Annotated in this window: 19 protein-coding genes and 1 tRNA gene; 3 read left to right on the forward strand and 17 right to left on the reverse strand. The window is 69.3% G+C overall.

From position 1 onward, the window contains the following. The first annotated feature begins 13 nt into the window (after positions 1–13). Positions 14–748 (forward strand): HAD family hydrolase, encoded by a 735-nt coding sequence (locus B7K23_RS08755; RefSeq protein WP_084125948.1) that lies wholly within the window; start codon positions 14–16, stop codon positions 746–748. A gap of 24 nt (positions 749–772) precedes the next feature. On the opposite strand, the gene B7K23_RS08760 is transcribed toward B7K23_RS08755, so the two are convergent. Beyond that, positions 773–1,189, reverse strand: coding sequence for a hypothetical protein (locus B7K23_RS08760; RefSeq protein ID WP_084125949.1), 417 nt, complete (start codon positions 1,187–1,189; stop codon positions 773–775). 291 nt (positions 1,190–1,480) lie between these two features. On the opposite strand from B7K23_RS08760, the gene B7K23_RS08765 reads away from it, so the two are divergent. Beyond that, positions 1,481–1,552, forward strand: a tRNA-Gln gene (locus B7K23_RS08765). A gap of 226 nt (positions 1,553–1,778) precedes the next feature. Here the strand turns inward: B7K23_RS08765 and B7K23_RS08770 are convergent. The 5 genes from B7K23_RS08770 to B7K23_RS08790 form a co-directional block, all read right to left on the reverse strand. Continuing rightward, positions 1,779–3,944, reverse strand: a complete 2,166-nt coding sequence (locus B7K23_RS08770; protein ID WP_084125950.1) for an ATP-dependent Clp protease ATP-binding subunit — start codon at positions 3,942–3,944, stop codon at positions 1,779–1,781. A 234-nt stretch (positions 3,945–4,178) separates the two neighbouring features. After that, positions 4,179–5,831 carry a DUF885 family protein gene (locus B7K23_RS08775; RefSeq protein WP_084125951.1) on the reverse strand — a complete coding sequence of 551 codons (1,653 nt, stop codon included), beginning with the start codon at positions 5,829–5,831 and terminating at the stop codon, positions 4,179–4,181. Beyond that, positions 5,828–6,841 (reverse strand): LLM class flavin-dependent oxidoreductase, encoded by a 1,014-nt coding sequence (locus tag B7K23_RS08780; RefSeq protein ID WP_084125952.1) that lies wholly within the window; start codon positions 6,839–6,841, stop codon positions 5,828–5,830. The genes B7K23_RS08775 and B7K23_RS08780 overlap by 4 nt, the downstream gene beginning before the upstream one ends. After that, a complete protein-coding gene (locus B7K23_RS08785; protein WP_084125953.1) occupies positions 6,838–7,923 on the reverse strand; it encodes an LLM class flavin-dependent oxidoreductase in 1,086 nt (361 codons plus the stop codon). The genes B7K23_RS08780 and B7K23_RS08785 overlap by 4 nt, the downstream gene beginning before the upstream one ends. Continuing rightward, positions 7,920–9,071, reverse strand: coding sequence for a pyridoxal phosphate-dependent aminotransferase (locus tag B7K23_RS08790; protein ID WP_084125954.1), 1,152 nt, complete (start codon positions 9,069–9,071; stop codon positions 7,920–7,922). Before B7K23_RS08790 ends, B7K23_RS08785 begins: the two co-directional genes overlap by 4 nt. Before the next feature lie 88 nt (positions 9,072–9,159). On the opposite strand from B7K23_RS08790, the gene B7K23_RS08795 reads away from it, so the two are divergent. Continuing rightward, on the forward strand, positions 9,160–9,915 hold the full coding sequence (locus B7K23_RS08795; protein WP_159451366.1) for an aldolase/citrate lyase family protein: 756 nt from the start codon (positions 9,160–9,162) through the stop codon (positions 9,913–9,915). Here the strand turns inward: B7K23_RS08795 and B7K23_RS08800 are convergent. The 11 genes from B7K23_RS08800 to B7K23_RS08850 form a co-directional block, all read right to left on the reverse strand. After that, positions 9,912–10,496 carry an Lrp/AsnC family transcriptional regulator gene (locus B7K23_RS08800; protein ID WP_159451367.1) on the reverse strand — a complete coding sequence of 195 codons (585 nt, stop codon included), beginning with the start codon at positions 10,494–10,496 and terminating at the stop codon, positions 9,912–9,914. The genes B7K23_RS08795 and B7K23_RS08800 overlap by 4 nt on opposite strands. 39 nt (positions 10,497–10,535) lie before the next feature. Continuing rightward, positions 10,536–10,934, reverse strand: a complete 399-nt coding sequence (locus B7K23_RS08805; RefSeq protein WP_084126273.1) for a PPOX class F420-dependent oxidoreductase — start codon at positions 10,932–10,934, stop codon at positions 10,536–10,538. Next, entirely contained in the window at positions 10,931–12,097 is a 1,167-nt protein-coding gene (locus B7K23_RS08810) for a M24 family metallopeptidase (RefSeq protein ID WP_084125957.1), read from the reverse strand. The genes B7K23_RS08805 and B7K23_RS08810 overlap by 4 nt, the downstream gene beginning before the upstream one ends. A gap of 13 nt (positions 12,098–12,110) precedes the next feature. Then, complete coding sequence (locus B7K23_RS08815; protein ID WP_234996448.1) at positions 12,111–13,124, reverse strand: LLM class flavin-dependent oxidoreductase; 1,014 nt, start codon at positions 13,122–13,124, stop codon at positions 12,111–12,113. Then, positions 13,121–13,441, reverse strand: coding sequence for a TIGR04076 family protein (locus tag B7K23_RS08820; protein ID WP_084125958.1), 321 nt, complete (start codon positions 13,439–13,441; stop codon positions 13,121–13,123). Before B7K23_RS08820 ends, B7K23_RS08815 begins: the two co-directional genes overlap by 4 nt. Next, complete coding sequence (locus B7K23_RS08825; protein ID WP_084125959.1) at positions 13,438–14,676, reverse strand: amidohydrolase family protein; 1,239 nt, start codon at positions 14,674–14,676, stop codon at positions 13,438–13,440. The genes B7K23_RS08820 and B7K23_RS08825 overlap by 4 nt, the downstream gene beginning before the upstream one ends. Further along, the gene (locus tag B7K23_RS08830) at positions 14,673–15,551 is read right to left on the reverse strand and encodes an ABC transporter ATP-binding protein (protein ID WP_084125960.1); all 879 of its coding nucleotides are present in this window, start codon (positions 15,549–15,551) and stop codon (positions 14,673–14,675) included. Before B7K23_RS08830 ends, B7K23_RS08825 begins: the two co-directional genes overlap by 4 nt. Beyond that, positions 15,551–16,327, reverse strand: a complete 777-nt coding sequence (locus B7K23_RS08835; protein ID WP_084125961.1) for an ABC transporter ATP-binding protein — start codon at positions 16,325–16,327, stop codon at positions 15,551–15,553. The genes B7K23_RS08830 and B7K23_RS08835 overlap by 1 nt, the downstream gene beginning before the upstream one ends. Then, positions 16,324–17,229 carry an ABC transporter permease gene (locus B7K23_RS08840; protein ID WP_084125962.1) on the reverse strand — a complete coding sequence of 302 codons (906 nt, stop codon included), beginning with the start codon at positions 17,227–17,229 and terminating at the stop codon, positions 16,324–16,326. The genes B7K23_RS08835 and B7K23_RS08840 overlap by 4 nt, the downstream gene beginning before the upstream one ends. Further along, positions 17,226–18,242 carry an ABC transporter permease gene (locus tag B7K23_RS08845; RefSeq protein WP_084126277.1) on the reverse strand — a complete coding sequence of 339 codons (1,017 nt, stop codon included), beginning with the start codon at positions 18,240–18,242 and terminating at the stop codon, positions 17,226–17,228. The genes B7K23_RS08840 and B7K23_RS08845 overlap by 4 nt, the downstream gene beginning before the upstream one ends. A 66-nt stretch (positions 18,243–18,308) precedes the next feature. Next, a complete protein-coding gene (locus B7K23_RS08850; RefSeq protein ID WP_143338166.1) occupies positions 18,309–19,913 on the reverse strand; it encodes an ABC transporter substrate-binding protein in 1,605 nt (534 codons plus the stop codon). Positions 19,914–19,953 lie beyond the last annotated feature (40 nt).

Raw genomic sequence — 19,953 nt, forward strand, 5'->3', positions numbered from 1 at the left:
GAAGGAGTGTGGAGTGGCTGAGATCAAGGCCGTGCTGTTCGACGTCGACGACACGCTCGTCGACACGCGTGGGGCCTTCAGGCATGCCCTCGCCTCCGTCGCGGTTGACTACCTGGACGAGGGCATCGACCACGAGGAGCTCGTGCGGTTCTGGCGCGAGGACGTCAACGGCTGGTACCGCGCCCACACGCGAGGCGAGATGACGCATCGCGAGCAGCGGCATCGTCGCGCCAACGACCTGCACGTCGAGTTCGGTGGGCCGTTCCTGGACGATGCGGCGTATCAGCGCTGGGACGATGCGTTCGAGCGCAACTTCCGCGAGGGATGGGCCGCTCATCCGGACGCATCGGTCGCGCTCGATGCGCTCGACCGGCTCGGCGTGCCCTATGGCGGGCTGTCCAACGCCGACAGCGCGTATCAGGTCCTCAAGCTCGGCGCGTGCGGGCTCTCGCGGGTGCCGATGCTCGTCGGGGTCGACACGCTCGGCTTCGGCAAGCCCGATCCTCGGGTGTACGCCCTCGCGTGCGAGAAGCTCGGCTTCGCGCCGTCCGAGGTCGCCTACGTGGGCGACGAGTTCGACGTGGACCCCCTCGGCGCGCGGGACGCGGGCCTGGGGCTCGGCGTGTGGATCGAGCGTCCGGGCGCGCACTCGCGCGACGTGGACGGCCTGGCTGGCGACGGCGAGCCGCGAGACGGCCTGGTGCGGATCGGCACCCTGGCTGCGCTGCCGGGCGCGCTCGGGCTGTAGCCGCGAGCGCGCCCGTCGCGCGGTTCAGGAGGTCCTGATGATGCGGGTCTTCGCGATGTCGGTGCCGACCTTCCTGACCTTCACCTTGAAGTTGTCGGAGCCCGGCGTGTTCGTGCGGTAGCGCTTGATCTTGATCTCGCCGTCGCTGTCTGCGCTCAGGGTGTTGCTGTAGTAGCGCTTGCCGTTGTGCCACAGCGTGACGCGGAACTTCTCGCCCTTGTGGGCGTGCTCGATCTCGACCTCGACCTCGAAGCGGCTGCTGCTGCTTCGGTGCACATCGAACGAGACGTCGGCGCCCGCGACGACGAAGTACTTCGTCCTCGCATCGGCGGGTGCCGGGGTGAGCATGGTCGCAGCCGCGCCGAGCAGTGCGATCGCGATCAGCATCGCGAGTGCTCGTCGGGCGCTCCATCGGCGGGTGGTGAGGTCTGTGGTGTTCATCGCGGTCTCCTCGGCTCGGGGCAGCGTGGCTGCGGGGTGCGATACCGCCACTGTGCAGGGTCAGGGGTGGGCCGGCGGTGAGGTCGGCATGAGAGCCTTCTCATCTCGTGCGTCGCGAGGGCGAGCGGGGAGTGCTCACCATGGCCCGCGCGGGTCGGACCCGGGCCGTCCAAGTCGAGTGGCGTGCGGCACGGCGCCCGAAGTGTGATCAGCGACACGGCCGGGGCCACCGGGTTTGGGCGATCGCCGATCATCCGGTACAGTTAATCCCCGGTTCGGTTCCCGAATCATTGGCCTATGGTGTAATTGGCAGCACGTCGGTTTCTGGTACCGCCAGTCGAGGTTCGAGTCCTTGTAGGCCAGCTTCAAGCCCCTCCTTCGGGAGGGGCTTTTCGCTTTCCCGGGTGGCTTTCGCGTCCGCTGCGGCTTTTCGCGCGAGTTCCTGCCGCATCGTCCCTGTGCCCCGAGCCCACTCCTCCCGACAGTCTGAACCAATCTGAACGCCGACACCCCGGCAAGGCCGGGTAATCGGCCTCGGCTGCCGGGGTGTCGGATGTGAAATTGGTTCAAGGTGTCTGGACGACGGCGACTACTCCGCCTGCGCGGTGTGCGTCACCTCGAGGCGCTCGCCGTCCCAGCCGACCGTGACCGCGTCGCCCTCGCGCAGGCGGCCGTCCACGATCTCCTTGGCGAGCTCGTTCAGGACTCGCGTCGTGATGAGCCGCTTGAGCGGGCGCGCGCCGAACTGCGGGTCGAAGCCGTCGCGCGCGAGCGAGTCCCGCAGCGCGGGCTCGACCGTGAGCGCGATCTCCTTCGCCTCGGCGAGGCGCGCGATCGCCTTGGCGAGCTCGGTCTCGACGATGCCCTTCATGGCCTCGGGGTCGATGCGGTCGAAGACCACGACGTCGTCCAGGCGGTTGAGGAACTCGGGGCGGAAGGACCGCTTGAGCACCTCCGTGAGCTGGCCTTCCAACTCCTCGCGGGACTGGCCGTCCCACGCGAGCACCAGGTCGGAGCCGAGGTTCGAGGTCATCACGATGATCGTGTTCGTGAAGTTCACCGTGCGGCCGCGGCCGTCGGTGAGGCGTCCGTCGTCCAGCACCTGCAGGAGCACGTTCCAGACGTCCGGGTGCGCCTTCTCGACCTCGTCGAACAGGACGATGCTGTACGGACGACGCCGCACGGCCTCGGTCAGCTGGCCGCCCTGGTCGTAGCCGACGTAGCCCGGGGGAGAGCCGATGAGGCGCGAGACCGCGTGGGACTCCATGTACTCGGACATGTCGATGCGGATCATCGCCCGCTCGTCGTCGAACAGCTGCTCGGCGAGCGCGCGTGCGAGCTCGGTCTTTCCCACTCCGGTGGGGCCGAGGAACAGGAACGAGCCGATCGGCCGGTTGGCGTCCGCGAGCCCGGCGCGGGCGCGACGGATCGCGTCCGAGACCGAGGTGATGGCCCGGTCCTGGCCGACCACGCGCTCGTGCAGGCGGTCCTCGAGGTGCCCGAGCTTCGCGGACTCCTCGGTGAGCAGCTTCTCGACGGGCACACCCGTCCACTTGGCCACGACTCCCGCGATGTCCTCGCCGGTGACCTCCTCGCGCAGCATGCGCTCGTCCGACGGGATCGCGTCCAGCTGGGCACGCGCGTCGGCGATCTCCTGCTCGGCGCTCGGGATCTCGCCGTAGCGGATCCGCCCGGCCTTCTCGAGCTCGCCCATGCGCTCGGCGCGCTCCAGGTCGCCTCGCAGCGACTCGAGCCGCTCAGTCGCGCCCGAGACGCGGACGATGAGGTCCTTCTCGCGGGCCCACCGCATGTTGAGCTCCTCGGACTCGGCCTTGAGGCGGCCGATCTCCGCGTCGATCTCCTCGCGGCGCGCCTTGGCGTGCTCGGACTTGTCCTTGGCGACCTGCGTGCGCTCGATCTCGAGCTGCATGATGCGGCGGCGCGAGCGGTCGAGCTCGATCGGCATGGAGTCGAGCTGCATCTTGAGCGCCGACGTGGCCTCGTCGATCAGATCGACGGCCTTGTCGGGCAGGAAGCGGTCGGTGATGTAGCGGTCGGACAGGTGTGCCGCGGACACGATCGCCTCGTCGGTGATCTTCACGCCGTGGTGGACCTCGTACTTCTCCTGGAGGCCGCGCAGGATCGCGACGGTGTCGTCGAGGCCGGGCTCGCCCACGTACACGGGCTGGAAGCGGCGCTCGAGCGCGGAGTCGGTCTCGATGTGCTCGCGGTACTCGTTCAGGGTCGTGGCGCCGATCATGCGCAGCTTGCCGCGCGCGAGCATCGGCTTGAGGATGTTGCCCGCGTCGACGGAGCCGTCGGCCTTGCCCGCGCCGACGATCGTGTGCAGCTCGTCGACGAACAGGATGATCCTGCCCTCGGCCTCCTCGACCTCGGCGAGGATCGCCTTGAGGCGCTCCTCGAACTGGCCGCGGTAGGCGGCGCCGGCGACGACGGAGCTCATGGCGATCTCGACCACGCGGCGGTCCTTGAGGGACGACGGCACGTCGCCGGCGACGATGCGCTGGGCGAGGCCCTCGACGATCGCGGTCTTGCCGACGCCGGGCTCTCCGATCAGCACCGCGTTGTTCTTGGTACGGCGCGTGAGCACCTGCATCACGCGGCGGATCTCCTCGTCGCGGCCGATGACGGGGTCGAGCGCGCCGTCCTCGGCGAGCGCGGTGAAGTCCTGCCCGAACTGCTCGAGCGCGGACTGCTGCTCCTGGGACTGAGGAGCCTGGGACGGGTTCGTCATGATGTTCCTCCTGGGGTGTCGACGTCCGTGGTTGCTAAGTTGAGTCTTGCGGGCTCAACTTTACATAAGCGATCTCGAATCGACAAGAGGTGACGTGCTCGGGGGAGTGCCGGGTGCCCGTCGGCGCACGAATGCGTCGCGCCAGAGGCCGCGTCGCGTCCCGGAGGGACCGACGGAGGTGTCCGCGGCGCGCAGGAGGAGGGCCGCCTGTGGCCCTCCTCCTGGCAGTGACTCTCAGGCGAGTGGTGGAAGTGCCGCCGCCTTCGCTTCCACGAGGTCGATCGTCGAACGGTCGCCCAGGATCTCCCAACGCTGCAGCGAGAACGGCGCGTTGCCGTTGGCCCAGACCCGGTCGTGGACGTCCTGGAACCTGAAGTCCTGGCCCTGTGCGACGATCGCGTCGGTGACGAGCTCGAGCATCTGCTGCTTGCCCACGTGATAGGACATCGCCAGCCCCGGCGTCGCGAGATACATCGCGCACTCCTCGCTCGCGGTCTGGTGATCCATCGGCACGAGCCGCACGAAGAACTCGATCGCCTCATCGAGCGTGAACACACCCGTGGCGAGGTTCACGTCGACCACGACGCGGAGCGCGCGCAGCCTCGCGAAGTTGTGGATCACGTCCCGCGAGTGAGGCGCGTCATCGAACAGGCCCGCCCACAGCATGAACTCCTCGTTGTAGTGCGCGATGCCCTCGTTCGCGACCGAGTCGATGTAGCGGCGACGCAGGGGGTTCGGATGGCGCCAGGTCGACGCGAGCTGCTTGTGGTGGGCGCCTTCGTGGATGATGCCGAGCCGCGGGTCGCGCGCGTTCGCGGCGTAGAAGTACGGCATCGACGCAGCCGGTTCGGGAGCGTATGCGACCGCGTCGTCGTCGACGCGGTGCTCGTCGGTGAGGTCGTCCGGCACGCCGAGGAATCGAAGCGGAGCAAGACGGTCCGGGAACGGCTGCACCAGGTACCGGTGCAGCGTGTCGGGGTGGCTGAGGATCTCCTCCGCGACGGAGAAGCTCCGGATCTCCTCCTCCATGCGCGCCTGGGCGCGCTGCTGGTCCTCGATCGTCGCCGCGAGCGGCGGCAGCGACTGACGGCGGTGATGAAGGGTGCCTGCGGTCTCGGCGACCACCGCGCGTCGATAGTCCTGCATCGCTGACCTGGACAGGTTCTCGGGGTCATTCGCGATCAGCGCGACGTTGCGGAGGAACCACACGAAGCGGTCGCGTCCCACGGCCTCGACGGGAGGGAGGGTCGGCGCCAGCTCACCGAGCCATGCCTCGAACTCGTCGAGAGCCGACGCTGCGGCGTCGGCGACCTCGTTGAGCGCCGGTGCGAGATCGCTGTCCAGCAGCGCCTCGGCGGCGGCGGCAGATGCCCGGAAGCGCGCGCCGATGCCCTCGATCTCGTGCAGGCACGCGCGTGCCGTGTCCTGGCGTCCCGCGCGCGACAGATGAGTGCGCGCGATCTGGAGCTGCGAGGGGATGTGGGTGGCCACATGGAGCAGGTCGAGCTGCCTCTCGCGAGCGAGCGGCGGCAGCGGCAGGAGGAGGTCGTACCAGGGGCCAAGCGCCTGGCCGAAGACGAAGACGGCGTCGTTCTCCCAGCTGCGCAGGATCTCAAGGTCCCAGCGGCAGCGCGCGAGGATCGAGCCGATCAGCCGGGCGTCGATCTGGTCGGCGACGTCGTGGTCGGCGACCTCGAGGGAGGCCAGTCGTCTCGCGAACGCCTCACGCTCCGCGAGCGTCTCCGCGACGGCCTCCTCGGTGAAGTCGGGTAGCCAGCGCGGCGGACGCGGGATGCGCGGGATGTCATCTCCCGACCGCATCGTGCGGCGTGCCATCCACTCCGCGATCTCTGCGGCGAGCGTGGCGAGCGAGTCGTCGGGGTTCACGGTAGGTCCTTTCGCAGGCGGGGGAGCACCTCGGAGCCGAGCAGCGAGACGGCCTCGAGCAGGTCGGGGCCGATCGGTGGCCCGAAGGACAGGTGTGATGTCCCCGCCGCGATCAGCGAACGGCATCGGGCGAGCACGGCGTCGACGTCGCCGGATATCCCCAGGGAGAGCATGCGGTTGTCGATCGCCGACACTGCGGCGTCCTCCTCGCCTCTCGCGAGCGCCGCCGCAGCAGGGTCGAAGTCGGATTGGGCCAGGCCGGCCTGCCCGAGCAGGTGCGGGGAGAACGCGTTCCCGTAGTACGCGAGCTTGAGCGCAAGCGCGCGATCGCCGTCTGCGCGCGAGTCGGACAGCGAGAGCCACACGCAGGCAGGGATGTCGAGGTCGGCGGCCGAGCGTCCCGCGCGGTGCGCGCCCGCGAGGATGCGCGCGCGGGCCGAGGAGAACTCCTCTGGCGGGAACAGGAGCGCGAGCACGCCATCTGCCTCGGCACCCGCGAACTCCAGCATCTTGGGGCTCATCGCGCCGACGTAGATCGGGACGTCCGAGGCTGCGAACCTCAGTCGCGCGTCCTCCTGCCATCCGACGCCCGCGCCCTCGACGGCCCCGGGTGATCCGCCGGACGTCAGCGCGCGAATCGCGCGAAGCGCCTCGCGTGTGCGCGACAGCGGCTTGGTCTGGTCGATGCCGATCCACTCGAGGAACCTGCCGGAGCCGGCCCCCAGCCCGAGGAGGAACCGCCCGTCGCTGAGCTCCTGCATCGTCGCGGCGAGCATCGCCAGCTCTGCAGGGTGCACGGAGTACGGGTTCATGAGCCCGATGCCGAGCTTGAGGCGCGAGGTCGTGGCGGCGGCGGCGCCGACGAGCGCCGGCGCGAAGCGGTAGGTCAGGTCGTTGGAGACCCACAGCTGGTCGATCCCGGCGTCCTCAGCGGCCCTCGCGAGGGCGAGGTACTGCGCGGAGTCCAGGTCGTTGTTGACCCGCAGGCTGAATGTCAGCGGCGTGCTCATGCTTCCTCCTCCAGCAGCGCCCGGCGAAGCTCGCCGAGCTGCTCGATCGATCGTGCCGTGTCGTCGTGTCCCACCCACGGGTACACCGAGCGGAACATCACGTGGAGCTGCCCGCCAACGATGTCACGGACCTCGGCCAGGGTGGGCAGGACCTCATCGACCGTTCCGAGGAGGAGCTCGCCCTGTCGGGATCTCACCTGCTCGGGGGTCATCGTCTCCGGATGCCACTCGGGGCCATCGGGTTCGGCGAGTCCATACCAGTCCGCGTAGACCCGGCGCGTCTGCATGTAGCCCTCGGCGACCGCCTGCCACGCCGCGTCACGGCCCTCAGCGTGGAGAAAGCCCCCCACGTTGAGGGAGAACGGGGGATCGGCGTCCGGGTGGCCGTGGCGTCGCAGTGCGGCACGGTAGCCGTCGACGGCGAGCTTGACCCTCTCGACGAGCCCGCGGTTGACGCCGCTGCCTGCTTCGAAGGTCTGCGAGTCCGTACCGGCGTCCATGCAGTACCTGTCGGCGAGACGTGCGGCGCGGTCGACGGCCCGCGGGTGATGGCCCCCGAGCATGATCGGGGGCCCTCCGGCGGTGTCTGGGCGCGGGCTCACGAGCATGTGCCCGCCGTCCGTGCCGACGCTCTGACCCGACCATGCGGCGCGGCAGACGGCGATCGCCTGCTCGGTGAGCACGGCGCGTCGCCCACGTGCGACGCCCATGCCTTGGAACTCGACGTCGCGGTAGCCAAGGCCCAGCCCCAGAGTGAAGCGCCCTCCCGAGAGGGCGTCCAGGAAGGCCGCGTCCTCGGCGAGCCTGACGGGGTGATGGAGCGGGGCGATCGCAAGTCCGTAGCCGATCCCGATGCGCGTGGTCGCCTGAACGAGGGCTCCGCAGTAGGCAGCGAGAGATCCCGCGTAGCGCGATTCGTGGAAGTGGTGCTCGCTGACCCAGACGCTGTCCAGGCCGTGCGTCTCCGCAGCACGGGCGAGGTCGATCGACCTCGCGAGCTCGTCCCCGTGCGAGGCGGCAGCGTGTCGCTGCCCCGGGTGCCATTCGCCCGTCAGTACGCCGAGCCCGAGCTGTACCGTCATGCTCGCGCGATCTGCTCCTCGCGCCACGCGAGGAATCTCTCGATGCCGATGGTGATCGTGTCGTCGGATGCCGCGAGCGAGGCCCGAAGGTGGTGGGGCGCCTCGTCGCCGAACGCGGTGCCGGGCGCGAAGGCGACGCCTCGTGCGACCAGCTCGAGCGCGGCGTCACGCGCGGGCGTGCCGTCGGGCAGCGGCATCATCAGGTAGAAGGTTCCACGCGGCGCTACCGCGTCGACACCGCGCTCACGGAGCAGCGACAGCGCGAGGTCTCGACGCTCACGGTAGGTCGTGCGCATCACGGCGACAGCGTCCTGGGGTCCGGTGAGGGCCGCGAGAGCAGCGGCCTGCGTGACGGACGACGTGCATGAGATCGAGGTCTCGAGCAGACGGGTCACGGGATCCGCAAGGTGCGCCGGCACCACCGCGTAGCCGACGCGCCACCCCGTCATGGCGTAGGTCTTCGACATGCTGAACACCGAGGCGACCCGCTCTGGGGCGAGCGCGGCGAGGTGGACATGAGGCGCGTCGTACACGATCTCGTCGTAGACCTCGTCGCTGATCACCGTGAGGTCGTGCGTCTCGGCGATCGACAGCAGCTCCTCGATGAGCTCGCGGGGGAAGACCGCCCCGGTCGGGTTGGACGGTGAGTTGACCACCAGCGCGCGCGTGCGGGGCGTGATCAGGCTCCGCACCTGCTCGGGATCCGGCATGAAGCCGGCCTCGGGTCGCAGCGCGTAGCGGATCGGCGACGCTCCCGCCATGATCGCCTGCATGGCGTAGTTCGGCCATCCCGGGTCAGGGACGAGGACCTCGTCGCCGGGGCCCACGACGGCGCGCATGACTGCGTCGAGGCCCTGGACCGCGCCATGGGTGATCAGGACGCGCTCGACCGCGGGGCAGGTGCCGTACGCACGCTGCAGGCGGCCGGCCGCGGCCTCCCTGAGCTCCGGAACGCCCGGCGTCGCGACGTAGGACGATCCGGCCCGGGCGGAGCGTGCGGCGGCCTCCACGATGTGGTCAGGCGTCGCGAAGTCGGGCTCTCCGAGCTCCATTCGTGCGATGTCGGCGGAGGAACGGAGCACCAGTTCCATGATCTCGCGGATGCCCGAGTGGGGCAGCAGCGTGGTGGCGAAGCTGGGGGTCGGCATGAATTCACCCTAGAGTTGCTGATTGTAAGTTACAGACGTGTTACGGCTTCTCTTGTAACAAGTGGAAATGCCAATATACTATTCGATTGTGAAGTCGAATAGGAATCTCCCTGTGCGGATCGGCAGCTGGTCGATGTTCGCTTCCGTCGAGTCCGCAGCGCTGATGGCGTCCTCGGGTGCCGACTGGCTCGTGCTCGACGCACAGCACGGCCGGTGGGAGACCGCCGCGCTCGATGGCGCGATCCCGTTGCTCGTCGCGGCGTTCCCCGAGGTGTCCATCCAGGTGCGGGTCCCGAGCGGGGACCCGGCCGTGATCAATCGTGTGCTCGATGCGGGAGCCGCAGGAGTCGTTGTGCCCGTGGTCAACGATGCCGCGACCGCGTCGGCGGTCGCCGCCGCGTGCCGCTACCCGCCGCTCGGTACGCGCTCGTGGGGCCCCCACGCCTCACTGCGGGGTGCCGAGGTGCGTCCGCCCGGGCGCGCCAACGCCGAGGTCTCGTGCACGGTGATGATCGAGACCCGCGAGGCCGTCGCCCACGTGGCGAGCATCGCTACGACGCCGGGTGTCGACATGGTCTTCGTCGGCCCCATGGATCTTGCGCTCGCGTACGGCACCACGCCTGACGAGCTGGTGGCCGATCGGTCCGAGGGCAACGCCCTCGACGCCATCGTGGCGGCGTGCGAGGCTGCCGGCGTGGTCGCGGGGGCGTTCGCGGGGCGGCTGAGCCTTGCGGAGGCCCTCCGCGAGCGGGGCTTCACCGCGCTGAGCGTGACGGTCGACAGCATGCTGCTCGCCGCTCACGGTCCGGCGGACGTCGCGGCGGCACGGGACGCGCTGCGCTAGCCTTCCTCGGCTTCGATGGCTGAGGGCTCGACGCCGAGGAGGTCCGCGAGCGAATGCTCGGTCAGGACCTCTCCGAGGGTGAGGAACGTCTCGATCCGCTGAAGCCCCTTGATGGGCCAGATGCGGTCGAGCAGAAGCGTCTGCAGGTGCCCGTGGTCACGGATGCGGAATCGCGCGATCAGGTCATAGCTGCCGGTCACCACGACGAGGTCGACGAGCTCGGGGAGCGATCGCAGGTCCGCGAGCAGCGCGCCGAGATCGGCGTCAGGCGTCAGCGTCATCGGCAGATGCACGAGCCCGGAGAACCCGAGCTTCGACCAGTCGAGGACCGTGGTGTAGCCACGGATCACTCCCTGACGTTCAAGCCTGTTGACGCGTTCGCCGACGGCGGGCGCGGACATGCCCACGGCGCGCGCGAGCTGGCGCTGGGACAGCCGCGGGTCCTCGGACAGAAGCACCAGGAGGCGGCGATCCATGTCGTCGAGCTCCACGGGAGCGCTCGGCTTGCGGATCTCGCTCGTCATCTTCGACATGAGCGAGCGGTCGTCCCTGCCCTCCGCTCCTGACTGCGTCGTCGCCATCGAACGTCTCCCGGTTCCCTTGCGTGTCATCCCGTGGTCCTAACGTCCCGCGGGGTGGATGGAGGTCGGCGCGATTCTGACCAGGACGCGCTCGGAGGCGATGATCCCTCGGTCGTACGGTCGGCCGAAATACCTGTGCGACAGGCTATCGATATGGTCGAGCGCGCGCTCCCCGAGAATGAACTCCTCCGCGATGCCGCGCACCTCGACGTAGCGGTACGGGTCGGCGCTGTCGACGAGGACGATCGCCACGCGAGGGTCGGCGCGCATGTGCCGGTACTTGGCCCGATGGGTCTCCGTGTTGATGAGGAGGTGGTCTTCGTCGCAGTCGATCCACATGACCTGTGCTGTGGGAGATCCATCAGATCGCAGGGTCGTGAGCGTCGCGAAGGTGCGACCCTTCGCGAGTGTGCGCGCGAGGGGCGTGAGCGCGCTCATCGGCACACCATCTCGTGGGACGTCTGGTTGATGCTCTCTGCGCCGTCCTCCGTCATGAGGAAGACGTCCTCGACACGCACTCCGACGCGTCCTGGCAGGAACACCGAGGGCTCGATGGTGAACAGCATGCCCGGCTCGAGCTCGGTGGTGTCCTCCTCGGAGATGTACGGGTGCTCGTGCACGTCCAGTCCGATGCAGTGACCGGTGCGATGCCGGAACCCGTCGCCGTAGCCCGCGTCGTCGATCACCTTCCGTGCGGCGAGATGGACGTCGCGCGCGGCGACGCCGGGTCGCGCGCGCTCCCGCGCCGCCTCCTGTGCATCCATGACCACGCGGTGCACCTCGACGTACTCGGCGGACGGGTTTCCGAGGTGAAGGGTGCGTCCGAAGTCGTTGCAGTAGCCGCGGAAGATCGCGCCGAAGTCGAAGCTCACCGCGGATCCCTCCGGAAGAGGCGCGGTCGACACCCGCTCGGACGCGTCCCTCGCGATCCCCGGGCCCATCGCCCACACGCCGGTGTCGAACGAGGGGCCGGGCGAGCCCTGCAGCCTCATCGACAGGTCGACGGCCGCCGCGATGTCGACCTCTGTGGCGCCCGTCTGGACCAGAGTCGTGACCTCGGCCAGTGCGCGATCCGAGATCGCGGCGGCGCGCCGCATGAGCGCGATCTCCTGGGCGTCCTTGACGCGTCGGAGACCTTCGAGCAGGGGGTCAGCGACCACCACCTTCGCTGAGGGGAGCAGGCCGCCGAGCGCCAGCGTCGTCTCTGCCCATGCCCGCCCGCTGACTCCCACCATCCTCGCGCCGGGCGCCACCGACTCGACCGCGTCCTTGAAGAGTGCGGCGCCGTCGTCGCTGTCGCGCGCGGTCACCACCTCGCCAGCTACGGGCTCAGTGAGGTCGAAGTCCTGAAAGTGCTTCGTGAGGACGAACAGCGGCTCGGCGCCGGGGGTGATGAGGGCGCCGGAGATCCAGTGGTTCGCGTATCCGATCTCTCCGAACGACGGCGCGCGGCGTGGAAGCCCCGTGAGGTGCTCGAGATCGCTCGCACCCGCAGGAAGGAAGAGGAGGTCCATGCCGTCGGCGTCGAGCGCCGCCCAGAGCCGCTCGAGGCGGGCGCGGTGATCCAAGGGCTGGTCCGCGAGGATGAGATCGGACTCCATGCGTGCTCCTGTGTCAGGGGGTGAGATGGGCGCGGAGGGCCGGCAGCACCGCGTCGCCGAGCAAGGCGATGCCTTCCTCCTCGTCGATGCCGTGCGGGGTGCCGAACTCGATCCGGTCGACGCCCGCGTCGATCAAGGAGACAGCGTGGCCCGCGATGTCGTCGGGTGTGCCGGCGAAGGCGAAGCGGTCGAGCAGCGCGTCGTCGACCAGATCGCCCGCACCTGCCTCGTCGCGGCGAGACAGCCGGACTCGAATCTCCTCCAGCAGATCCGCGGAGACATCGACCGTCGGGTCCAGCTCGGCGACGACGTCGAGATACATCGCGACCTCGCGCCGTGCGTGGGCGCGTGCGCGAGCCCGGTCGGTGTCGACGACGGTGACCGCGCCGAACACCAGGCCTACCTCCGACGGGTCGCGCGACGTGCGCGCGGCTCCGACGGCGAGCCGCTCGCGCATGACGGGGACGAGGTCCGGGTTGGCCGTGCCACCGACCTTCAGCTCGTCCGCCAGCTCGCCGGCGAGCGCGACCCCCCGTGGTCCCCACGAGCCGATCAGCAGCGGAAGCTCGACGGGTCCCTCGGGTGAGCGGAGCGCCGTGCCTGGCGCGAGCCTGAGCTGGTTGCCCTCATAGCCCTCGCCCGTGCCTGCGAGAAGCGCGCGGATGAAGCCCACCGATTCCCGCAGGCGCTCCAAGGGCCGTTCCGGAGTCACGCCGATGCTGTCCAGCCAGGAGCCTCGGGCGAGTCCCAGGTAGGCGCGCCCGGGTGCCCTGTCGGCGAGGGCGGCGGCATGTGTGGCGATCTCGTACGGGTGCTGGGTGAAGGGGTTCCAACACGCGCAGCCGAGCCGGAGGGACCGCGTCGTCGTCGCCATCTCGCTGAGGGCGACGATCGCCGGCTGGAACAGAAGATCGGAGAAGACACTCACGCCGTCGAACCCGGCCGCCTCCGCTTGAGCGGCCAGGCGCGCATAGGTGCCAGGGCGCTTGTCCGTCTGCAATCCGAGGGACACGGTGGCCGTTGTCACGTGAGCTCCTCCGAATCGTGCCTCGACGTTCCCGTACGCTCGATCCGCATGATGAGGCGCTCCTCCGGATCTGGGCACGCGACCTCGGAGTCACGCTCGAGCCAGTCGGATCCAGGCAGGCGGCGCTGCTTCGCAGGGATCAGCGGCAGTGCCGCCGACAGCGCGTACAGGCAGAACCTGCGCCCGTCGGGAATCGCGAGCCCGCTGCTGTGCGTCACGGTGCAGTAGTCGCCCACCTCCATTCCGCACACGGATCGACCCTCGATCCGATCGACGACCAGGCGGAGGTCGTACAGCTCCATGTCGCCCTCGGTCATGCCACGGCGCCTGCCCCGCGCCACACGACGCCGTCCTTCATCACGAGGCTGAGGTCGCGGAGCGCGCTCGGGGACTCGGTGGGGTCTGCCTCCATCGCGATGATGTCGGCCGAGAACCCGGGGGCGATCCTGCCGACCGAGTCCTCGACGCCGAGCCAGCGCGCGGGTGCCGTGGTCGAGGCGCGGAGCACCTCGATCGCGCTCATGCCGGCCGCGTGCATGTGCTCGATCTCTCGCACCGTCGCCGACGTCCCTTCGAACGGCCAGAAAGGAGGCATGTCGGAGCCCAGCAGGATGTCGACGCCGGACTTCAGCGCGTATCGGAACGACTCGTCGTGTCGATCCGCGGCGCCGAGCGAGCGCGCCTGCATCCACGCGGGGACACCGAGCTCGTCGAAGAACGGCTTCGCGCGGGTCACGATGAGGGTCGGTGTGAGCGCGGTGCCGTGCTGAGCCATGAGGTCGGTGACCTCCGGAGTCAGCTGGTAGCCGTGCTCCACGCAGTCGAGGCCCTCCTCGACCGCCATCCGGATGGCGTCGGCGGGACCGGCGTGCGCCGTGACCTTGCGGCCCCACGCGTGTGCCGTGGAGATCGCGGAGGCGGTCTCCTCACGGGTCATCTGCGCGGTGCCGATCTGCTCGTGCTCGCCCGCGATCCCGCCGGTGAGCATGATCTTGATGTGGTCGGCGCCGTGCTTGATCTGCGAGCGGACGCCGTGCGCGAACCCGACCGGTCCGTCGCATTCCTGCGTGTCGGACGCATCGTGCCCATGCCCGCCCGTGCAGCACAGCGCCTTGCCGCCGGTGAACATCCGCGGCCCAGGGACGTGGCCGGAATCGATCGCGTCACGGAGCGCGAAGTCGGCGAAGTCCTTCTCTGCGACGGAACGGGTCGTGGTGACTCCGTTGAGGAGCGTCCGCCTCGCCCCGTCCGCCATGTACAGCGCCATTCCCGCTGGGTCGAGCGCGGCGATACGCTCTCCGGCCACGCCCGGCAGCGTGAGCGAGAAGTGCGTGTGCATGTTGATGAGACCGCTCATCGCGAAGTGCCCGGCGAGGTCGATCGTCGGCAGCTCGGGCAGGTGGTCCGCACGGTCGGGGATGAGCCGCTCGATGACCCCGTCGCGCACGACGATCGCGAGGCCTTCGGTGGGCGTGAGGGTCTGGGCGTCGAGGATCCGTCCTCCTCGCAGGACCGCTGACCCCCGGAGGGGAAGGCTTCCGACGACGCTCACATCGCCTCCTTTGCGACGAAGTGGCCATCGCCGAGCGGCACCAGTCGAGCCGCCTCCGGCTCTGCGTGCTTCGGGACGACCCTCCGCGGGGGCTCGGTGGGGAGGGAGGCGTCGCGCCCCAGCTGGGGGATCGCTCCGATGAGCGCCTTCGTGTACGGGTGACGCGAGTGGGTCCACACCTGCTCGGTGGGCCCCATCTCGACGATGCGGCCGAAGTACATCACCGCGACCCGGTCTGCCAGCGGGCGCAGGCCGGAGAGGTCGTGCGAGATCATCAGCAGTCCCGAGCCGTCCTTGCGGGCCTGGTCGGACAGCAGCGAGGCGACCTGCAGGCGCGTCGAGGCATCGAGCGCCGAGACGGGTTCGTCGGCCACGATCACGCGAGGGCGGCCCACGAGGGCGCGTGCGATCGCGATGCGCTGCCGCTGACCTCCGGAGAACTGGTGCGGGTACCGTCGCGCGAAGGCGGGGTCGAGGCCCACCGACTCCAGTGCCTCGGCCACGCGCTGCGCGGCCTCCCGCCGCGGTACATCCCTCAGCGCGTCGCGAATCTGCGAGCCGATGCGGCGGCGAGGATTGAGCGAGGCGTAGGGGTCCTGGAAGACCATCTGCACCTCACGGTCCGCGGCGTTGCGGGCGCGGCGGCCGAGCGGGGACATCCGGTGGTCCCCGATCGAGATGTCGCCGGACGTGAGCCGGTTCAGGCCCACGATCGCCTTCCCGAGCGAGGACTTGCCGCACCCGGACTCGCCGACGAGGCCGACGATCTCACCTGCCCCGACCTCGAGCGAGACGCCGTCGACGGCCCTGAAGGGGTCACGTCCCGGGCTGGCGTAGTCGACGACGGCATCGTTGACGGTGAGCACGTTCGCCATCAGTCCTCCTTGACCTGGGGAAGCGCCTCGACGAGGGCTCGCGAGTAGTCGTCCTGGGGATCTGCGAGGAGGTCGCGCGTCGGGCCTGACTCGACCACCCGGCCCTCCTTCATCACGTAGAGCCTGTCCGCCAGCACGTTCATCACAGCAAGGTCGTGCGTGATGAACAGGATCGCCATGGAGAACTCCTCCCGCACGCGGGCGAGCAGATGGAGGATGCCCGCCTGGACGGTCACGTCCAGCGCCGTGGTGACCTCGTCCGCCACGAGCACCTGGGGCTCGCACGCGAGAGCCGAGGCGATCGCGATGCGCTGTCGCATCCCTCCCGAGAACTGGTGCGGGTACTGCGAGATCGCCTTGTGCGGGTCGGGGATCCGCACAAGGTCCATGAGCTCGATCGCGTGCTCACGAGCCTGCTTGCGGGTGACGCTGCGATGGGTGCGCTGGTGCTCCGTCAGCTGGGTCTCGATCGACAGCATGGGGTGAAGGGAGGTCATCGGGTCCTGGAAGACTGCCGCGACGCGATCCCCGCGCAGACGCCTGAGGGCGCGGGGGCTCATCGTGAGCGTGCTCTCGCCGAAGACCTCGACGGAGCCGCTTGCCGTCGCGCCCGCAGGCAGGAATCCGAGGGTCGTCATGGCGGACAGCGTCTTCCCGCTGCCGCTCTCGCCTGCAAGCCCGACGATCTCGCCGGCCTCGGCCTCAAGGGAGACGCCGTCGACGAGCGGGCGTCCGCCGAGCGAGATCCGCAGGTCCTCGATCTTGACCAGGCTCATGACATCTCTCCGGTCCCGACGGCCCTGGCGCTGCGCGGGTCGAGCGCATCGCGCAGCGAGTCTCCGATGAAGTTGAAGGCGAGCACCACGGAGAAGATCGCGATGCCGGGGTAGAGGGCTACCCAGTAGTTGTAGAAGACGCGGGACCCGTCGGAGACCATGGCTCCCCACTCGGGCGTGGGGGGCACCGCGCCGAGTCCGAGGTAGCTGAGCCCGCTCAGCAGCAGGATGGCGTTGCCGAGCTCGAGCGTGGCGATCACCATGATCGGACCGATGACGTTCGGGGCGATCTCGCGAAGCAGGGTGCGGGCCGAACCGGCTCCGAGCAGCCGTGAGGCGGAGACGAACTCGCTGTCGCGCAGGCCGAGCACGAGTGAGCGCATGACACGGGCGTAGGCCGGCCAGGACACCACGACGATCGCGAGGACCGCGTTGACAAGCGACGGGCCGAGCGCGGCCGAGATCGCCATGGCGAGGATGATCGCGGGGAAGGCGAAGAACAGGTCGACGATGCGCATGAGCAGCCCGTCGACCTTCCCGCCGAAGTAGCCGGCGATCGCGCCGACCGTCGAGCCGACGATGAGTGACAGCGCGACGAGCAGCACCGCGACCGGAAGGCTCACCCGAGCGCCGTAGACGACGCGCGAGAAGACGTCTCGGCCGACGCCGTCTGTGCCGAACCAGTGCTCGGCCGACGGAGCGAGGAAGCGGGCCGAGTCCTGCGCGAGCGGGTCGTAGGGAGCGATGAGGGGCGCGAAGATCACGATCACGATCCAGAACAGGACGATCGCGATGCCGATCACCGCGAGCGGTCGCCGCCAGGCGGCGGGCGCTCGCCAGCGGGGGACGGCGAGCCGCAGACGCGGAGGGGTGGAACGGGCCGTGTCGGTTGAGGTGCTCATGAGGCGTACCTGATCCGGGGGTCGATGATGCCGTAGAGGATGTCGGTGACCAGGTTCACCGTGATGTAGATGACGGACACGAAGAGCGTCACGCCGACGATGGCGGTGAGGTCGAGGTTCGAGGCCGCCCGGTAGGCGTAGGACCCGATGCCTGGCCATACGAAGATCTGCTCGACGAGCACGGTGCCCGCGAGCAGGCTCGCGAATGCGGTGCCGATGACGGTGATGAGCGGCACGAGCGCGCCCCTGAGCACGTGCCCCCCGATCACTCGCGAGCGGCGCAGGCCCTTGGCCTCGGCCGCGCGGACGTACTCCTGGGAGAGCACCTCAAGCACGGTCGTCCGCGTGAAGCGCAGGAGCAGCCCGATCATCGGAGCGGCGAGCACGATCGCGGGCAGCACCAGGTGCCGGATCGCCTCGCCGAACATCGCGATGTCGCCGGCCAGCAAGGAGTCGATCGTGTAGAAGCCGGTGACCGTGTCTGGTGCATACGCGCCAGCGTCCAGACGACCGGAGGAGGGGAACCATCGCAGCTGCGTGGCGAATACCGAGGTGGCGATCAGCGCGAGCCAGAACAGCGGGACGGAGACCCCGCCGAGGCTGAGGGCGCGCAGAACGTTGTCGATGACGCCGTTGGCGCGCAGCGCCGAGAGCACTCCCAGGCCGCCGCCGACGATGAGGGCGATGATCATGGCGGTGAGAGCGAGCTCGGCGGAGGCCGGGCCGAACTGGCCGAGATCCTCGAGCACGGGGTTGCCGCTCTGCACCGAGTCGCCGAGGTCTCCCTGGACGAGGTTGCCGAGGTAGATCAGGAACTGCTTGTACAGCGGCTGATCGAGGCCGAGCTCGGCGCGCATCGCGGCGACGATCTCGGGGTCGGACGCGGCCTGCTCGCTGAGGCGCGCGGTCGCGGCGTCCCCAGGCAGGATCGCCGTCAGTCCGAAGGTGACGAGGACCGAGCCCACCAGCAGCAGCAGGGCTGCGCCGATGCGTCGGGTGATGAATCTGGTCATGACGTCCACTCTGAGGGAGCCGGGGCGCGGGCCCCGGCTCCCTCGGTCGAGCGTGATTTGCTGGCGTTACTTGCCGATTGCGGCGATGTCCAGCGAGAACACCGGGTCGTAGTCCACCGCACCGACGGTGGACGTCGAGACGACGGTCGCCGACGGCTGGAACAGCGGCACGATGACGCCGTACTCGTTCATGAGCTCCTGGTACTCGACGTAGAGCTCCTCGCGGGTGTCAGCGTCGGTCTCGGCGGCGACCTCGGTCATGATCGACTCAAGGTCGGCAGCGGTGCCCTCGGCCCAGCCGGCGCGCAGACCGACCGTGCGTCCCGGGCCGAATGCCAGGTAGTCGGCCGAGTCCGGGTAGTCCGGGTTCCAGAGCCACAGGCCCATCTCCTCGGTGCCCGCGCGGTAGTTCTCGAGCGCGGTGGCGACGGGGCTGGGCACCAGCTCGACGGTGATGCCGATCTCGGACAGCTGAGCCGCGATGCGCTCGGCGAACGGGCCGAAGTCGAGGCCGTTGCTCGAGATGTCGCTCGGGTACTCGAGGCTGACCGTGATGTCGCCGCCGAGCGCCTCCACCGCAGCGGTCGCCTTGTCGAGGTCCTGCTCGACCGCGGAGTCGGAGCCGAGGGCTCCAAGGAAGGTGTTCGGGACCACGCCGTACGCGTGCTCGGCACCCTCGCCCGCGAGCTCGAGGATCGCGTCAAGGTCGAGGCCGTACTTCACGGCGTCGCGGAACTCCTGGGTCGAGGTGACGTCGGAGACTCCCGAATCGGCGTTGAGGATCAGGAAGAAGAACGTCGGCGAGGCGGACGTCGAGACCACGATCGAGTCGTTGCCCTCGAGGCTGGCCGTCTGGTCCGAGCCAAGGTCGAGCGCGACGTCGGCGGTGCCGCTCTGGATGTCCATCAGCTGGGCATCGGCCGTGGCGTTGCGCAGCACGACGCGGTCGTACTCGGGTGCGTCGCCCCAGTAGTCGGGGTTGGCGACGAGCACGGTCTCGGTCGTCGTGTCGAACGACTCGATCATGTAGGGCCCGGAGCCGGCGGACTCGGAGTTGAGGTACTCCTCTGCGGCGTCGGTGTCGGCGGCGTCCTCCGCGTCCGTTCCACCGTTCGCCTCCACTGCGTCCTCGCTGACGATTCCGAGCGTGGGGCTCGTGACGATCGCGGGCACGGCGGTGTTGGACGTCTCCGAGGTGATCTCGACGGTCATGTCGTCCACCTTGGAGACGGAGAGACCCTCCATCAGGAAGGAACCGTTGCCCTGGATGTTCTTCACGCGGTTGAGCGAGAAGACGACGTCGTCAGCGGTCAGGTCCGTGCCGTCCGAGAACGTGATCCCCTCGCGGATGGTGAAGGTGTAGACGGTGGCGTCGTCGTTGCTGGTCCACGACTCCGCGACGCTCGGCAGCGGGGTGGTCGAGTCGCCGTCCGCGAAGGTGAGGAGGCTGTCGTACACCGCGTGCAGCACGATGCCTCCGGTGGTCTCGAACATGCGCGCTGGGTCCGCGGTGACGAGGTCGAACGACTTGTCGATCACGAGCGTCGAGGTCTCGTCGTCCGACGAGGCGGCTGCACTCGAATCGCTCGCGGTCGAGCTGCTGCAGGCAGCCAGCGTGACCGCTGCGATGCCAGCGACGGCCGCTGCCGCCATAGATGTACGAATTCTCACTGCTTGCTCCTCTTGCCGGGGTGTGGGTGGTGGGGTCGGG

The sequence above is a fragment of the Demequina sp. NBRC 110054 genome (assembly GCF_002090115.1).
GTDB lineage: Bacteria > Actinomycetota > Actinomycetes > Actinomycetales > Demequinaceae > Demequina.

Bases quoted from the DNA above. Each gene is read 5' to 3' on its own strand.
- B7K23_RS08770 (WP_084125950.1), bottom strand. From the start codon at position 3,944: ATGACGAACCCGTCCCAGGCTCCTCAGTCCCAGGAGCAGCAGTCCGCG.
- B7K23_RS08835 (WP_084125961.1), bottom strand. From the start codon at position 16,327: ATGAGCCTGGTCAAGATCGAGGACCTGCGGATCTCGCTCGGCGGACGC.
- B7K23_RS08760 (WP_084125949.1), bottom strand. From the start codon at position 1,189: ATGAACACCACAGACCTCACCACCCGCCGATGGAGCGCCCGACGAGCA.
- B7K23_RS08780 (WP_084125952.1), bottom strand. From the start codon at position 6,841: ATGAGCACGCCGCTGACATTCAGCCTGCGGGTCAACAACGACCTGGAC.
- B7K23_RS08800 (WP_159451367.1), bottom strand. From the start codon at position 10,496: ATGGCGACGACGCAGTCAGGAGCGGAGGGCAGGGACGACCGCTCGCTC.
- B7K23_RS08790 (WP_084125954.1), bottom strand. From the start codon at position 9,071: ATGCCGACCCCCAGCTTCGCCACCACGCTGCTGCCCCACTCGGGCATC.
- B7K23_RS08785 (WP_084125953.1), bottom strand. From the start codon at position 7,923: ATGACGGTACAGCTCGGGCTCGGCGTACTGACGGGCGAATGGCACCCG.
- B7K23_RS08845 (WP_084126277.1), bottom strand. From the start codon at position 18,242: ATGACCAGATTCATCACCCGACGCATCGGCGCAGCCCTGCTGCTGCTG.
- B7K23_RS08840 (WP_084125962.1), bottom strand. From the start codon at position 17,229: ATGAGCACCTCAACCGACACGGCCCGTTCCACCCCTCCGCGTCTGCGG.
- B7K23_RS08820 (WP_084125958.1), bottom strand. From the start codon at position 13,441: ATGACCGAGGGCGACATGGAGCTGTACGACCTCCGCCTGGTCGTCGAT.
- B7K23_RS08830 (WP_084125960.1), bottom strand. From the start codon at position 15,551: ATGGCGAACGTGCTCACCGTCAACGATGCCGTCGTCGACTACGCCAGC.
- B7K23_RS08810 (WP_084125957.1), bottom strand. From the start codon at position 12,097: ATGGAGTCCGATCTCATCCTCGCGGACCAGCCCTTGGATCACCGCGCC.
- B7K23_RS08805 (WP_084126273.1), bottom strand. From the start codon at position 10,934: ATGAGCGCGCTCACGCCCCTCGCGCGCACACTCGCGAAGGGTCGCACC.